Origin of the sequence: Anabaena catenula FACHB-362 (genome assembly GCF_014698735.1) — a bacterium.
GTDB classification, from domain to species: Bacteria; Cyanobacteriota; Cyanobacteriia; order Cyanobacteriales; family Nostocaceae; genus Anabaena; species Anabaena variabilis_A.
The window spans coordinates 39,222-53,522 of sequence record NZ_JACJTQ010000022.1 but is presented as its reverse complement, the minus strand read 5'-3'; the positions used below and the strand labels follow the sequence as shown (position 1 = coordinate 53,522).

Annotated in this window: 14 protein-coding genes and 1 tRNA gene; 9 read left to right on the top strand and 6 right to left on the bottom strand. The window is 42.0% G+C overall.

Annotated features, from left to right (window positions below):
- Positions 1–21 precede the first annotated feature (21 nt).
- The 3 genes from hetZ (at position 22) to H6G68_RS15230 (ending at position 4,781) form a co-directional block, all read left to right on the top strand.
- The gene (hetZ, locus tag H6G68_RS15240) at positions 22–1,212 is read left to right on the top strand and encodes a heterocyst differentiation protein HetZ (protein WP_190907392.1); all 1,191 of its coding nucleotides are present in this window, start codon (positions 22–24) and stop codon (positions 1,210–1,212) included.
- A 146-nt stretch (positions 1,213–1,358) separates the two neighbouring features.
- On the top strand, positions 1,359–2,180 hold the full coding sequence (locus tag H6G68_RS15235; protein ID WP_190907391.1) for a PatU: 822 nt from the start codon (positions 1,359–1,361) through the stop codon (positions 2,178–2,180).
- A gap of 282 nt (positions 2,181–2,462) precedes the next feature.
- Complete coding sequence (locus tag H6G68_RS15230) at positions 2,463–4,781, top strand: transglutaminase TgpA family protein (protein WP_242045279.1); 2,319 nt, start codon at positions 2,463–2,465, stop codon at positions 4,779–4,781.
- Position 4,782: 1 nt separating this feature from the next.
- Here H6G68_RS15230 and H6G68_RS15225 read toward each other — a convergent pair whose 3' ends face one another.
- A complete protein-coding gene (locus H6G68_RS15225; RefSeq protein ID WP_242045277.1) occupies positions 4,783–4,926 on the bottom strand; it encodes a hypothetical protein in 144 nt (47 codons plus the stop codon).
- A gap of 1,155 nt (positions 4,927–6,081) precedes the next feature.
- Here H6G68_RS15225 and remA point away from each other — a divergent pair.
- Positions 6,082–6,348 carry an extracellular matrix/biofilm regulator RemA gene (remA, locus tag H6G68_RS15220; protein WP_016949896.1) on the top strand — a complete coding sequence of 89 codons (267 nt, stop codon included), beginning with the start codon at positions 6,082–6,084 and terminating at the stop codon, positions 6,346–6,348.
- A 171-nt stretch (positions 6,349–6,519) separates the two neighbouring features.
- Positions 6,520–7,116, top strand: a complete 597-nt coding sequence (gene gmk / locus H6G68_RS15215) for a guanylate kinase (RefSeq protein ID WP_190907428.1) — start codon at positions 6,520–6,522, stop codon at positions 7,114–7,116.
- Positions 7,117–7,216: 100 nt separating this feature from the next.
- Here gmk and H6G68_RS15210 read toward each other — a convergent pair whose 3' ends face one another.
- From H6G68_RS15210 to H6G68_RS15200, 3 genes are all read right to left on the bottom strand, one after another.
- Positions 7,217–7,738, bottom strand: coding sequence for a photosystem I reaction center protein subunit XI (locus H6G68_RS15210; protein WP_127055183.1), 522 nt, complete (start codon positions 7,736–7,738; stop codon positions 7,217–7,219).
- Between the two features lie 116 nt (positions 7,739–7,854).
- Positions 7,855–8,004 carry a photosystem I reaction center subunit IX gene (gene psaJ, locus H6G68_RS15205; RefSeq protein ID WP_127055184.1) on the bottom strand — a complete coding sequence of 50 codons (150 nt, stop codon included), beginning with the start codon at positions 8,002–8,004 and terminating at the stop codon, positions 7,855–7,857.
- A 39-nt stretch (positions 8,005–8,043) separates the two neighbouring features.
- On the bottom strand, positions 8,044–8,538 hold the full coding sequence (locus H6G68_RS15200; protein WP_016949892.1) for a photosystem I reaction center subunit III: 495 nt from the start codon (positions 8,536–8,538) through the stop codon (positions 8,044–8,046).
- A gap of 224 nt (positions 8,539–8,762) precedes the next feature.
- Here H6G68_RS15200 and tsaD point away from each other — a divergent pair, with 224 nt between their 5' ends.
- On the top strand, positions 8,763–9,806 hold the full coding sequence (gene tsaD, locus H6G68_RS15195) for a tRNA (adenosine(37)-N6)-threonylcarbamoyltransferase complex transferase subunit TsaD (protein ID WP_190907390.1): 1,044 nt from the start codon (positions 8,763–8,765) through the stop codon (positions 9,804–9,806).
- A gap of 118 nt (positions 9,807–9,924) precedes the next feature.
- Here tsaD and H6G68_RS15190 read toward each other — a convergent pair whose 3' ends face one another.
- Both H6G68_RS15190 and H6G68_RS15185 read right to left on the bottom strand, forming a co-directional pair.
- Positions 9,925–10,863 (bottom strand): alpha/beta fold hydrolase, encoded by a 939-nt coding sequence (locus tag H6G68_RS15190; RefSeq protein WP_190907389.1) that lies wholly within the window; start codon positions 10,861–10,863, stop codon positions 9,925–9,927.
- A 92-nt stretch (positions 10,864–10,955) separates the two neighbouring features.
- Entirely contained in the window at positions 10,956–11,675 is a 720-nt protein-coding gene (locus H6G68_RS15185) for a hypothetical protein (protein ID WP_016949888.1), read from the bottom strand.
- A 547-nt stretch (positions 11,676–12,222) separates the two neighbouring features.
- On the opposite strand from H6G68_RS15185, the gene H6G68_RS15180 reads away from it, so the two are divergent.
- The 3 genes from H6G68_RS15180 to H6G68_RS15170 all read left to right on the top strand — a co-directional run bounded on the left by H6G68_RS15180 (position 12,223) and on the right by H6G68_RS15170 (position 14,298).
- Positions 12,223–12,750, top strand: coding sequence for a GNAT family N-acetyltransferase (locus H6G68_RS15180; RefSeq protein ID WP_190907388.1), 528 nt, complete (start codon positions 12,223–12,225; stop codon positions 12,748–12,750).
- A 243-nt stretch (positions 12,751–12,993) separates the two neighbouring features.
- Positions 12,994–13,067, top strand: a tRNA-Pro gene (locus H6G68_RS15175).
- Between the two features lie 427 nt (positions 13,068–13,494).
- The gene (locus tag H6G68_RS15170) at positions 13,495–14,298 is read left to right on the top strand and encodes a Tic22 family protein (protein WP_190907387.1); all 804 of its coding nucleotides are present in this window, start codon (positions 13,495–13,497) and stop codon (positions 14,296–14,298) included.
- Positions 14,299–14,301: the final 3 nt, after the last annotated feature.

Below are 14,301 nucleotides of genomic sequence, written 5' to 3'. Positions count from 1 at the left end.
GGTCTTTTTAAAATTCAGACTATGAATTCAGCCGCAACCGCAACTACTCAGGGAGACAAGTCTATCGGCGTGGAGGTTATATTTCAATTCCTATTGAAAGAACTACAGCAGTCAACCAAGGCTACAGAAAAAAATTGTCGCAGTGTATCATTACGAATTGCTGGTGAAGTACTGCGAATTTGTAATGAGAGTAAACGCATTCAAGCTTCCGGTGAAATAGAAAGCTCCGCAATGACCCTAGCCCGACATCGGCTGCAACAATGTCTCCGGTACTATCAGTTGGGTTCCAATCGGGGCAGAATAGAGTTACATAGTACTCTCAGTGCAATCATTTATCGCTATATTAATCCTCCTCAGAAGCAATTGAGCTATCAAGGGCGGCTGACTATCATAGAAGATTTTCTTCAGAGTTTTTATCTGGAGGCCTTGAATGCTTTCCGCAGGGAGAATCAACAAGAATCTACCTATCGCCCCCAAACCTTACTAGAATTAGCCGAGTACATGGCCTTTACCGAGCGCTATGGTAAACGCCGTATTCCCTTACCAGGAAGACAACAACAGCTAATTATCTTGCGAGCGCAAACCTTCTCACAACAGCAACCTCCCGAAACTACCGTAGACATAGAAAAAGCTTCTGAAGGCAGTAGTGGTGAATTTGATGGATCTTGGGAAGAGCCAGCCATACAACAATTGCGATCAGCAATGGCAATGCAACCAGAACCAGAACTAGAAGAAGACACCCTGCGTTCAGTTGTGATTACGGAGTTAATGGATTATTTAGAGCAAAGGCAACAATCAGACTGTGCCGATTATTTCTCCCTCCGCCTCCAGGACTTATCAGCGCCGGAAATAGAATCAATTTTAGGTTTAACCCCGCGTCAGCGAGATTACTTACAGCAGCGCTTTAAATATCATTTAATTCGGTTTGCACTCTTGCATCGTTGGGAATTAGTTCATGAATGGTTAGAAGCTTCTCTACCCACGAATTTAGGCTTGACCCCTCATCAATGGCAAGTCTACACAGCACAGTTGGATGATCAACATCGGTCTTTACTGGATTTGAAGCAACAAGGAGAATCGGACGAAACAATTGCCAAAACCTTAGGCTTGTCAATGGCACAACTGCAAAAACGATGGTTTAAGATTTTGGAACAAGCTTGGGAAATTCGTAACTCATTAGTGTCCGGATCTAGTGCATCTACCCATGAATAGTGACTCACAACCCTTACAATACCAGTTACTCGATTTGTTGTTGGCAGATAATGTCAAACCGGCGAGTATCCCTCGGTAGAGTGTGAGAAAATTGATGGGGTAGAAGACCCTCTCAAGGAAGCCGCTACATAAGTGGTGAGCCAGAGTTGGGAGGAAAACCCCAAACCTTTCAACTAGGAGAAATTCCTACTGTGCAAGAACGTTTTCAAGCCGTCCTCAAGCGTCGGTTACAAGTCGAAATCCAAAACCACCCACCTTTATTCCCTTGGGAAAGCCAATTAATAGATTATCCCGAATTTGTGGAAGAGCCATCGATTGCCTTAGTTCCTGCCTGGGGGTGGTTGGCACAGCAATCGAAACTCAATCTGCCAGTTTCTTTACCAGAAAAAATTTTCCAGCAATTGATGGAAAAGTGTCAGTTATTACTGACATCTTCTCTACCCTTAGGACCTAAACTGGTTCAGGCTGTAGAGAGCTTTTTTCCTGAAGATTACCAGTTAATAAATGATGTAGCTGGCTTGGTACTCAGAAGCGCCTATCGTTCTGTAGATGTTCTAGAGACAATACCCAATATTCAGAGTGATTACTCAGATTTACAACCACGTCAGCAAATGGCGTTGTCTTTAATGGCAGCTAAACAACTGCTAGAAAATCTGACTTTGCCTATTTCCTTCACTAATCCGGTGATAGAAAAACAATGGCAAACTACTGCTGGAACTCTAAGTATCAGAGTAGAATTACAGTCCCTGGGTAAGCTAACGAAGTTACGTGTTCACAGTGAATTACCCACTCAAGGGGTTTTGAAACTTCAGGGCAATGGTACTCAAGCAGTCTCACAATCTGGAGATTCAAACAAAGCAAGTGTGGAATTATACTGCAAGCGTGCCAGCCAGACTTATACTCTGGAAATTGAATGTCCAGAACTAGAACAACAACCATTACTATTAGCCATTAATCTCACGATGTAGTTCCAATTACCACTGCTAGCACTCTCAATTGATAAACAGCGATCGCAAAAGATAATAATCCTGGTTTTCAAGCTTACTCCTCTTTGTCAAGAATAGTAATTAGGGCATCTATTAAGAAGTAACTATGAGCGGGACACTTGCGAAAATACGTAGATTTCCTTAGATGCCCAACGGCAGTCTAAAGATAGGATAGGGTAGGGCTAAAATTGAAGACAAGGTAATCAGTTTTTGTTTTTAGCATTGTGTCCGTAGCGTCTACATCATAGTTTTACTTACTTAAAAATGTTAAATTTATCCAGGATGAATCGGTTTTGGCGCTTACCTGTAGGTGATTACTGGCGACAAACTAGACGAAGGTCGTCTTTAGCCGAAGTGGAAGATTCAATCCCCTTACGGGTGCTGGTGCTAGCACTGGTAATTTTAGGGACTGTGGCGACGGATATTGCATCTGAGACTACCTTTAGTTTTTGGGCAGTGCCTCTGAGTATGGTGGGTGCTATTTGGAGTCACTACCGTCGCCGCAATGCTAATATTCCTGTCAAATTCTGTATTGCTATAGGAATGTTGGTGGCACTAGGTGCTTTTTTTGGGAGGTTTATCGGTGAGTGGAATGATACAAGGCTAAGTCTTGCAGAATTACTGATTCAACTTCAGGTGCTACATAGCTATGATACTCCTCGCCGCAAGGATTTGGGTTATTCGATAGTTATCGGCTTAATATTATTAGGTGTAGCTGCAACATTAAGTCAAACTATGGGGTTTGCTCCTGTGTTGCTGTTATTTTTAGGCGTGGCTTTGCCAACTTTAGTTCTAGATTACCGCTCACGCTTAGGTTTAAAGCCTCGAAAACAAGAAAAAATTGCTAAGAAGAATTCTTCAAGCTTCAATTTTAAATTTTTAGTTGTAAATTTTTTGATAATTTTGGGGCTAGGATTGGGAATTTTCGCAGTTTTACCGAGGGTTCCTGGTTATCAGCTACGTTCGTTTCCTGTAAGTGCGCCCATTGAATTAAAAGGGCCATTTACAGGGCGCAATATCAATAATCCCGGTTATGTTCGCCAAGGTAATAGTCAAGGTAATGGTAGCGGCACGGGAGAAGGAAGAAATGGTGAAGCAGGAAAGATAGATAATAATTTTTATTACGGTTTTAATAGCCAGATGAACCAAAACCTCCGGGGAGAAATGAAACCCAAGGTGGTGATGCGGGTTAGATCCCAAGCTGAAGGTTTTTGGAGAGTTCTGGCTTTTGATCGCTATACAGGCAAGGGATGGGATATTTCTCGTAATGAGCGAGTTACTACTCTTAAGCAATTGCCTTGGTCTTACAAAATTTCCCTTGATCTGCCAATCATCACAACTCCAACCAAAGAAGTAGTACAAACTTATAATGTAGTATCAGATTTACCTAACCTGATTCCCACTCTGTCTTATCCCAAAGAAATGTATTTTCCGGGGCCTGTGATCGCAGTTGATACCGAAGGGGGTTTGCGATCGCCTGTGCAATTATCAGAAGGGATGACATACACGGTAGTTTCGGAAGTCCCCTACCGCGATCGCACTTTGTTAGGTAAAGCCTCGACTAAATATCCCCGCAATATCAAGAATTATTACCTGCAAATTCCCCCAGAAATTAGCGATAAAGTCCGACAAAAAACAGAAGAAATTCTGGCTAACTATAATCGTGAACGGGTTTCTCGAACTGAAGACACTAGAACCCTAAATTCAGCTTACGAAAAAGCACTTTACCTAGCTCAATACCTCAAGCAAAATTACTCTGTCCCTGAAAATCCCTTCGGACTACCTTATTTAGAGAAGAAAGATGACCTGGTAGAATCCTTTTTGTTCAAAAATCAAGGAGGCTATCCAGACCACTTTTCTACTGTACTGACTGTAATGTTGCGTTCTATAGGCATTCCCGCACGGTTAGTAGCAGGATTTGCTCCAGGAGAGTTTAATCCATTTACAGGAATGTATGTTGTCCGTAACACTGATGCTTATGCCATGACGGAAGTTTATTTTCCTAAATATGGCTGGTTCAGTTTTGATCCAATTCCCAATCATCCCTTAATTCCTCCTTCAATTGAGGAAGATCGGACGTTTAGCGTCCTACGTCAGTTTTGGAATTGGGTAGCTGGTTGGCTACCTTCACCCGTTACAGGGTTGCTTAATAATGTATTTGGGACAATATTTAGCTGGTTCGTTAGAGCGATCGCTTGGTTTTTAGCTTTATTTTCTCAAGGTTGGTTAGGGGTATTCACTGGCTTAATTGTAGGGACAACCACAGCGTTTTTAGGTTGGCTGGGTTGGGTACAGTGGCGAAAATGGCTTAATCTTCGTTGGTTAAAAAAATTGCCCCCAATGGAAAGCCTGTATCAACAAATGCTACAATGGACAGCCGAAAAGGGTTTGGCTAAACATCCAGCCCAGACACCTCTGGAATACGCCCAAGTGTCATATCAACAACATCCTAGAGAAACTGCTCAGGTAATAGATGAAATTTGTCAAGCTTATGTAAGTTGGCGTTACGGTGGTCATACTCCTAACTGGAAACAATTACAACAAAGATGGCAAGAATTGAAAAAGACGAAGAGCGCTAGGTGATTTAGTTTTCAGCCACATTTCCATTACAACTAAGCGCCCACCAAGCTAAATGGGTAAATTGGGCGCACTCAAACCAAGTTAAAGTAAAAGCAAGATGATAAACAATTACCACCGCTTCAATGCCCCGGTAAGGGGAATTTATCACCTGCCACAAACACCATTGCCAACACTCTCTGAGCGTGTCCTAACAAGCGCGAGTTGAGCAAATTCTGGCATCGCATCCTGCGATAAATCAAACTCTACCGCGTCGGGGACTGAGTGATACTTCTGTGAACTTGATGTAGAGATTGTTGAGCGGTACTGCCTGCGTCCAAGGGTATAAGCGGAAAGGCGTAGATTTTTTTCCTTCATGCAACAAAGCCACAAAATGTTTTAAGATTCAGGTTCGGCTACCACGTGAACGATAATACCTTAACCCACAGACTCCACCCCAAATTGCACCTAGAATCGTTCCAGTTTGAACACAAAAGAGCCAAACAAAAATTAAATATCCTGCCATCATTCCGTGACTGAGACCACTCAAGTTCGGATTTGAGAAACTTGGATCTGTTCGTATCGTCCATTTATACCACAACCATCCGATAAAAAAACCAGCACTAGAACCAAGTAAACCAACAATAAATGACCACAAAAATGTTGATAATCCGTACTTAAAAGACCTCAAACGCACTGTAGCGAACGCGACAAATATCACTCCTATGAATGCTGCAATTGTTACTGTTGATAGAATTAGTCTTACTATTGAATACCCCTTAATTAGTCTTAAAGTTGACAATTACTTAAGGTTTTACTATTGTATTTTGTTCATGTCATCTCCATATTATTAACTATATCAACACCTTGATTCGCATTGTTGAGAACGAAGACATTAGCACCTGTATTCTCCGTAAGTACACCGTTGCCAGAATTACCAATCAGCGTAAAATTAGCTTTTTCAACTAACGCGCTTATTAGCTTTTGTTTTTAAAACTTTTCTTTCTTGTCAGTTCGCTGCGTCCACTTAAGGTATCGCACTATATAGTATAATTGCTCGTTCTTAGAAGTAGATAAGCGTAGCGATAGTTATTGAGGTGGGGCGAGTGTCAAAGGGGCTTTCTCTTATCTCTGATGAGTATAATTTCGCATATATCTTTAGAAAGATTTTTAGTAAAATTAGCTGATAAATAGCTAAAAAAAAGCAGTTGTTATTAAAAAACTTAATTTATCAAGACTTTAAGCGTTGTAACTACGATTCTTTAGGTATAACATTGGAATAAGTTTCTAATAAGCTTTTTCTAGCGCATTTAGCGTCAGTTTTTTTATGGACATTCAATTAATCAACATAGGTTTTGGCAACATCGTGTCCGCCAATCGAGTAGTTGCCATTGTCAGTCCAGAGTCTGCTCCAATTAAGCGGATTATTACCGATGCCAGAGATAGAGGTCAATTGGTTGACGCAACCTATGGTCGCCGGACTAGGGCTGTAATTATAACTGATTCCAGCCACGTAATTTTATCAGCGATTCAGCCGGAAACGGTAGCAAATCGCTTTGTTATTTCCCGTGACCATCAGACTGTAGATAATTAATCTTAGGTGGGTAATCAACCCACCGCCATTTGCACTATATTGGCCGTACCATGTGAATTAGACAAATTTTCTGTCACCAGTGCTACAAATTTCTTAGTCCCAGCTTGCCCTCGCAAGTAACACAAGACTAATGAATAACATCTATTGATTAATTCACAAGTTGAACGGATCATGCAAGTTTTACCCATACATAGTGGTGCTACTACCAAAGAATGCCAGCCTCATGGCAAACTGATTGTTTTGACAGGTCCTAGTGGAGTTGGCAAAGGTACTTTAATGCAAACGCTCCTCCAGCGTCATCCAGAACTGTATTATTCAGTATCTCTAACGACTCGTTCTCCGCGCCCTGGAGAAACAAACGGTAAAAACTATTACTTTATTAGCCGCAGCAAGTTTGAACAATTAGTTGCTCAAGGAGAATTCTTGGAATGGGCAGAATTTGCTGGTAACTATTATGGCACTCCTCGTGCCACAGTGCTTGACCACATTCAGTCTGGTAAGTTAGTAGTGCTAGAAATTGAGCTAGAAGGGGCAAGACAAATTCGTGCTTCCTTTCCTAGCGCCCTCAGCATTTTTATTCTGCCGCCGACATTTTCAGAATTGGAGAAACGAATACGTGGACGGGGACAAGATTCAGAAGAATCTATAGTTCGTCGTTTGCACCGCGCCCAAACAGAAATTAAAGCCGCAGATGAATTTGATATTCAAATCGTCAATAACGACTTTGAAACCGCTGTAAAGGAAATTGAAGCGGTCTTATTTGGATAATTAGCAGTTTAACAACACACCTATTTTTTTATTTATGGGTAATAGGTAAAAGCAACAAATAACTGAACAATTACCTATTACCCATGATTTAGAAATCAAACTAACCGACTAAACCTTGAATGATGCCCAAGTTGCCAGTTAAAAAGTAAGCAACTACCGCACCACCAATACCACCAATTAAGAAAGCACTAGCAAAGTTATTCCAGCTTTCCTTAGAGTTAAAAGCATCTACAGGAGGGTTGGGAACAGTAACGCTGGCAAGAGCTTTAGCCGGATTGCTATTAGCATACAAGGATAGACAGGCTGTGAGAATCACAACCAAGCCAATACTACCCAGTAAACCCGCTAAGTTAGCATTCGGAGCATCCCGCAGTGGACCCAATTTAGCAAATGGACCAAACAGCAAGTAACCATGAGCCATGCCAACTTCTAGTCCCCGTCTAAAAGGAGTTAGACCTAGACGATAAGCAGGCAAATTGCCGATAAACCACTTCACCAAAGGAGAAGAATTAATTGGGGTTTCTAGATTGCCATCCTGTGGATCACGTCCAGCAGGTCTAACTGTCTCCCGGTTTCTAGGATCACTAGGGAGATTTTTTGATGCATTTACTGCTTGTGCCATGTTTTATGTTGCCTCTAAATGAGAATCGTGGCATTTATTTAAGTTGTCAGTAAACAGTTATCAGTTACCAGAGTGTTTACTGTTAACTGTTTACTGATTTAAATCACATTTTCACCCTATGGTAGTGGGTGGAAAAGTAAGTCAGGGAAAAAGCGGTTAAATTCAATCAAAATGCCTGCTGTGATTGTCAGCCAAATGGTTGCTGCCACAGGTGCTGTAGAGAGAAATTTAACGAAGTAGCTTGATTGATCGCTTTTTTCAGCCATGAATTTAGTCTCCAAAACAAGTGAATGAGTACAGATGAATTAGCGGGGAGAAACAGTAATTTCTGAATCCTTAGCTGTTAATTCACCTGAGAGAAATTCTTTAAGTGCAGCTGCAGGCCAAGCAAAGCCCGAAGAAATAATGGGTAGTGCGATGCCAAGATCGATTTGAATTTCCTTTTGTTCAGAATCAGATCCCTTGCTGACCGCTTGTAAATAAGCGCGACCAACCCAACCTATCCAACCAGCAATATAGAGGAAAAGGATACTGGGGATCAAAAAGTCGCCAGCACGATCAAGGCGGCCATCGACAATCAGGTGAGGATAACCCTCAGGTCCACACAGGGCTTGAGAATAACGCTCAAACCGCTTTTTCCCTGATTCAGGGTCAGCAGTGGTGTTACGGGCATTTTGTGCTAGTGCTTGAAATGCGGGTGAGTCTTTACAAGGTACAAGGTTAGCTCCTAGGGCTTGAGCTTGAGGAGCAAAATTGAACCAAAGACCAATCGCTAAAATCAAAGCAAACAATCGTCGCATGGAGTTGTTTCCTTTTATTACAAAACAAGAAGTTCTTTGTACAAAACGAAGCGGCTTGTACAGTGTTTAATTTGGATAACTAGCAAGTCATCATACTCTTGGCCGGGAACCGAGTAAAGTTTAAGTAAATAAAAGTTAAAGCTTCTCAACGAAAAGATAGGGAACAGGCAACGGGCAAGAGTTACAATATATTACTTTTTACCACTCCCTAGTCCCCAGTCCCTATGCCAACCGTTTTAGCAATCGAAACCAGTTGTGATGAAACTGCTGTCGCAATTGTAAACAATCGTCAGGTGTACAGCAGTATCATAGCCTCGCAAATTCCCGTCCATCAGCAGTATGGTGGAGTTGTGCCAGAGGTAGCATCCCGCCAGCATTTAGAAACGCTCAATCACGAAATAGCGCAAGCAATGGAGCAAAGCCATAGAGATTGGGGGCAAATTGATGGGATCGCTGCCACTTGTGCGCCTGGTCTGGTAGGAGCGCTGTTGGTGGGGTTAACAGCGGCCAAAACCTTAGCGATGGTACATAAAAAACCATTTTTGGGGGTTCATCACCTCGAAGGCCATATCTACGCGACTTACTTGAGCGAGTCAACTTTAGACCCCCCATTTCTTAGCTTACTCGTTTCAGGCGGACATACAAGCTTGATTTATGTAAAGGATTGTGGTAATTACGAAACGCTGGGAGAAACCCGTGATGATGCTGCGGGTGAAGCTTTTGATAAAGTGGCACGATTGTTAAAGTTGGGTTATCCAGGCGGTCCCATAATTGATAAACTCGCACAAACAGGAAATCCCCAAGCCTTTGCACTACCAGAAGGGAAAATTTCTCTACCAGGTGGAGGTTATCATCCCTATGACGGGAGTTTTAGTGGTTTAAAGACAGCAGTGTTGCGGTTGGTGCAGCAGTTAGAGAAAGAGGGGAGAGAAGTACCGTTGGCAGATGTAGCGGCCAGCTTTCAGGAAACTATAGCGCGATCGCTAACCAAAAGAGCGATCGCTTGCGCCCGGGACTATGGTCTAAGTACGATTGCAGTGGGTGGTGGCGTAGCTGCGAATAGTGGGCTAAGAAAATACTTACAAGCTGCTGCTGCCGAGCATAATCTCCGGGTCCTCTTCCCCCCCTTAAAATACTGTACTGACAACGCCGCAATGATAGGATGCGCCGCATCAGATCATCTATCTCGTGGTCACACATCTACCCTTACATTAGGCGTACATTCTCGCCTACCCCTCAGCCAAGTTATGAATTTATATGAACATTAATTGCAATGAAAGAAGACGCGGAGATGTGGGGACGTGGTGATGGGGAGATGGAGAGACGCGGGGACGTGGGAATGTGGGGACGGAGAGGAATGACCAATCACCCATTACCCATTACCAATCACCCTATGCCTAACGGCAGGCTACCGCCAACACCCATCACTAATGACCGGATATGATGGGCAACAGTATCCGGCTGCTCTAACATCGCCAGGTGTCCACAATCAGGAATTTCAATCACATTATCGCCAACGTATTGAAAAAGCGGATGAAAACTAGCTAAATGACGGACATACTTGGGTTCCATCACCTTGTCATCAGCACCAGCTAAAAAATAAACCGGCTGTTTTAGTTGTGACACTAACTGTGGTAAGCGGTTAACTTCTTCCTCAGTAGTAGATTCTAAAAGTGTTCCTAGAGAAGCTTCTGGGTCAGCCACAAGGAAATCAATTACCCGTTGACGCGCCCAAACGCGCTCTAAAGGACGTGCTACACTCGCTCTGGTAAACAGTAAATCAATCAAAGGAACTTGGGAGAGCCAACGTGGGCGGACTTGTAAAAATTTCTGACCAGCAGACCGGAACTGCTCAAATGCTTCTTTAAGATAAATCCCACCACCGGCATTAATACAAATGACTCCCTGCACACAATCAGGTAGTTGAGCGGCTGTCCACAGGGCAATAGTGCCTCCCAAAGAATGACCAATCAGCCAAACACTGGAAATATTCAGTTGTTCCAAAAGAACTGCTAAATCCTGAGCATAAGCAGAGGGAGAATATAAAAAATCAAAGGGAGAGCTAACTACACTAGGATCTGTGTAATTGAGTTTCAAATCAGTTTCTGCTCGATTAAAATCTAATTTCGTCTGAGACGATGATTCTCCAAACCCCCGCAAATCATAAGACAAGCACTGCAAATCAACTGATAGGCGAGAAATCACAGGTTGCCAGTATCCACGGCTATTTAGCCAACCGTGGATAAACACTAAAGCATGGGGGCAAGAGGTGGGAGCCGTTAGCTCGTATGCGTGTGGAACGCCTAAGATTTCTATTGTTGCCATATCTATATCGTACCCCTAAGAGCGGGTGCGACTAAATACGGAGAGGGAAAGACAAATTCAAAATTTTGATTTTGATTTTGAATTTTCTCTACTCATCGACCGAGTAACCTCTGTCGCACTCCTTCAGCAATTTTGTTACCCAGATATTCAGGAATCAGGCTTTCATTAGGCCCCAACAAGTAGAGTATCAGCCTTGTCCGTCCGCGCCAAACTAGCAAATTGGCATTGACTACCAGCAAGTCTTCTTGCCAGATACCGTACATGACTTTATAAAATAATCCTGGTTGATTATCGGCTTCAATGACTAGGGCGGGAAGATGAAAAACTGGATCAACATAGAACTCGGTTTGTACCTGCTCTAAACCGGCATTTAGATTAAATTCTACCGCCAGCATTTCTTCGACCTCAAACCGACTTCCCAAAGCCTCACGAATGGCACGGCAAACATTCTCTGCTGTTTTTTCAGTCAAGGCTTTGCTGCCACGGGACACTAGCAGTTTGATAAACACTAACATGGGTGGTCGGATCTGACCATATAAACTAAGACCGTGGATAGTCAACCCATAGGCAGCCAGCACACCAAAAATATCGCTGAGGAGAAATGACTGATTCCGGTACGCGAAATGCAGGGCGCTTTTATTACCCTCCGGCTTCATCTCTATAACTGCGCGTCTAGTTTTATATAGACGATATGCCAGACGCAAATTTTGTAGTTGAATCTCACTGCTAACAAATTGCTCATAGAATTGGGGAAACGCTCGGTTGAAGCGCTTTAGGAGTTCCAGTGTCGAGGATTTTAAACCAGAAGTCATTTTTGGCGGTAAGACTTACGTGCTTTCTTAAAACTAAAGCTAAAAACTGTATGATTTACTACTTCTGTCTCATATCCTTCCGTTTCGGCGGCTTGAACATAAGCTTTACATAATAACCGGAATAGTGGATGAAGTTAGGTATCATACCAGCTACAACCGAAAAATCTACATACTCTACATAATCTATGTAAGCATTCTACATTCTTGAAAAATCCCTGTTCCCTAGGAGCAGGGAGTGTCAAAATGTAGTATCTTGATTTTAGTGGATCAGGAAATCAACCACATAAAAAAAACCAGTAGCCGAGAGGCAGTGCATCTTCAAGAAAAATCTCCAGTGCTTTAGCTAGGGGAGTGTGAAAACAAAATGCTAAAGTTAAAAATGATTGGTGTGAAACATACAATAAGTGGCTGTTAACATTTCTATTGCCCGAAACGCTCAAAAAATTTTAAGTGTATGGGGATAAGGTAGTAACGGTTGTGTTAGGTGTGAATCAACACTCTCAATAAGTGGAAACCAATTCAGTCATCTTAACCGAACCACGTTGGCATGGGTTTTTGGAAAACTTGGTTTAGTGCTTCTGAATCTGTAGCGACAAATAAAACAACTGCATTTGAAGAGAATACAGCTGAAAATGGAGGCAACTCCAGCGCAGGTAACGATAATATCGTTTTCAGCACCGAGCGAGATATTGACCTGTATGAACTAGAAGAACTCTGTGATGCAGTTGGTTGGTCGCGTCGTCCTCTGAGAAAAGTAAAAAAAGCCATTGAGCATAGTTTCCTCGTCGCTTCCATGTGGCAAGTACGAGGAAATCAAAGAAGGTTGATTGGTTTTGCCCGTGCTACCTCAGATCATGCTTTTAATGCCACTATCTGGGATGTGGTAGTTCACCCAGACTTCCAAGGTCAAGGGCTGGGTAAGACATTGATGAAATATGTCCTCAAAAAATTGAGAAGTGAAGAGATTAGCAATGTTACTCTCTTCGCTGACCCCCATGTGGTAGATTTTTACCGGACAATGGGGTTTATGCCTGACCCAGAAGGTATTAAAGGGATGTTTTGGTATCCTCGCTAATCCTTAATTGGAAAGAAAACTGCTTGCGACTGTAAAATTCAGCTATGATGTCTAAGATGTGATACTATAGATTAGCTGAGTCGAAAACCAGTCGTCTAGCTGGTGAAGATTAAAACTCTTATTTAGGAACTAATATTATTTTTCCTGGGTAAGAGGCTTCGCAATCAGTTTGAAGTATGATATAATCACAGAAGTGCTTGAGTTAAACATAATGAAAGTTGTGTGATGCAAGAGTGACTTTTTCGGGATGTAGCGCAGCTTGGTAGCGCGCCTGCTTTGGGAGCAGGATGCCGCAGGTTCAAATCCTGTCATCCCGATTTGTAAGCATAAATCTTAAAAATGGCATTTTTTATTACATATGTATTAGTTTTGATGTAGGCAGATGAAAAAATATCCTACTTGATATAAAGTAATAATGCTTAGTTTTCGTACACATTGAAGCGATCGCAATTGGAACGATTTATTTATTCATAACGTCACCCATAACTGAGAAAAACAATAAAATAGCATTGTTCTGATCAAGAGTCCGGGATATAACTCCCAGCTTGGGAAGAAATATAATAGGCGCATACAGCATTTCGTAGTGAATGGCAAGGCAATAAAAAAAAATTAGTTAAATCTACTAGTTATTTACCTATAAAATGACTTAATAGATAACTGAAACTATTTATTGCTGTATAAATTCCCACATTTTTGGGATTGTCTAAGTTAATTCAACTATTGATATTGAAGTGAGGAGTAATTATGAAATCATTAGTTCGCTGGGGAGCAACCTTAGGTCTAGTAGGGAGTACATTTTTCTTAAGTGTTGTTGGCATCAGTCTTCCTGTGCAGGCATTATCAGAACAACAAATAAAAGACAAATTAGACTCAGTACCTGTTTACTTAATTACCAATGATAAAGGTCTACCCCTAAGTCGTAATTTACCCGATGGTCAGAATGGTCAAAAAGGCGGCTCAGTAACGGGTGTATATATGAGCCGACAAGAAGCTTTGGCTTTTATCAAAGAACTGCGGAATGCCAAAAATAAAGACCCTAAAATGGAGGACATGGCAAAGAAACTACAAGTCACTGCTGTGCCTTTAGGTGTAATTTATCAACAATTGCAACAAAGCAAAAACCAGCCAAATCGGCTTTTATTTGCTTTTAAGCCTGTAGATCAAGAACTGAAAGGTGCTTTAGACTTGCTACGTGCCAGCGGTCAAAAAATAGATCAATTTAAGAGTGTACCAGTTTTCGCAGTCAGATTTGCACCTGATAAAGGGTATGTACCTATTCAACTGGGTGCTGAAAAACAGCAAACTATTCCTCTATTCTTGAGTAAACAAGATGCACAAGGTTTATTGAACCAAGTGAAGCCAAAGTTTCCTACGGCTGATATTCAAGTTATAGATGTAGATGGGGTGATTAAAACTTTAAAAGATAAAAACGATTCGTGGTTAAACCAAGTGGTCTTGGTTCCATCCCCGGAATCTAGAGAATACATCAGAACTTTGCCCAAGGATAATGCTCCTAAGCCAAAAACTTTACCATCCAAGCAGCCTTAATCA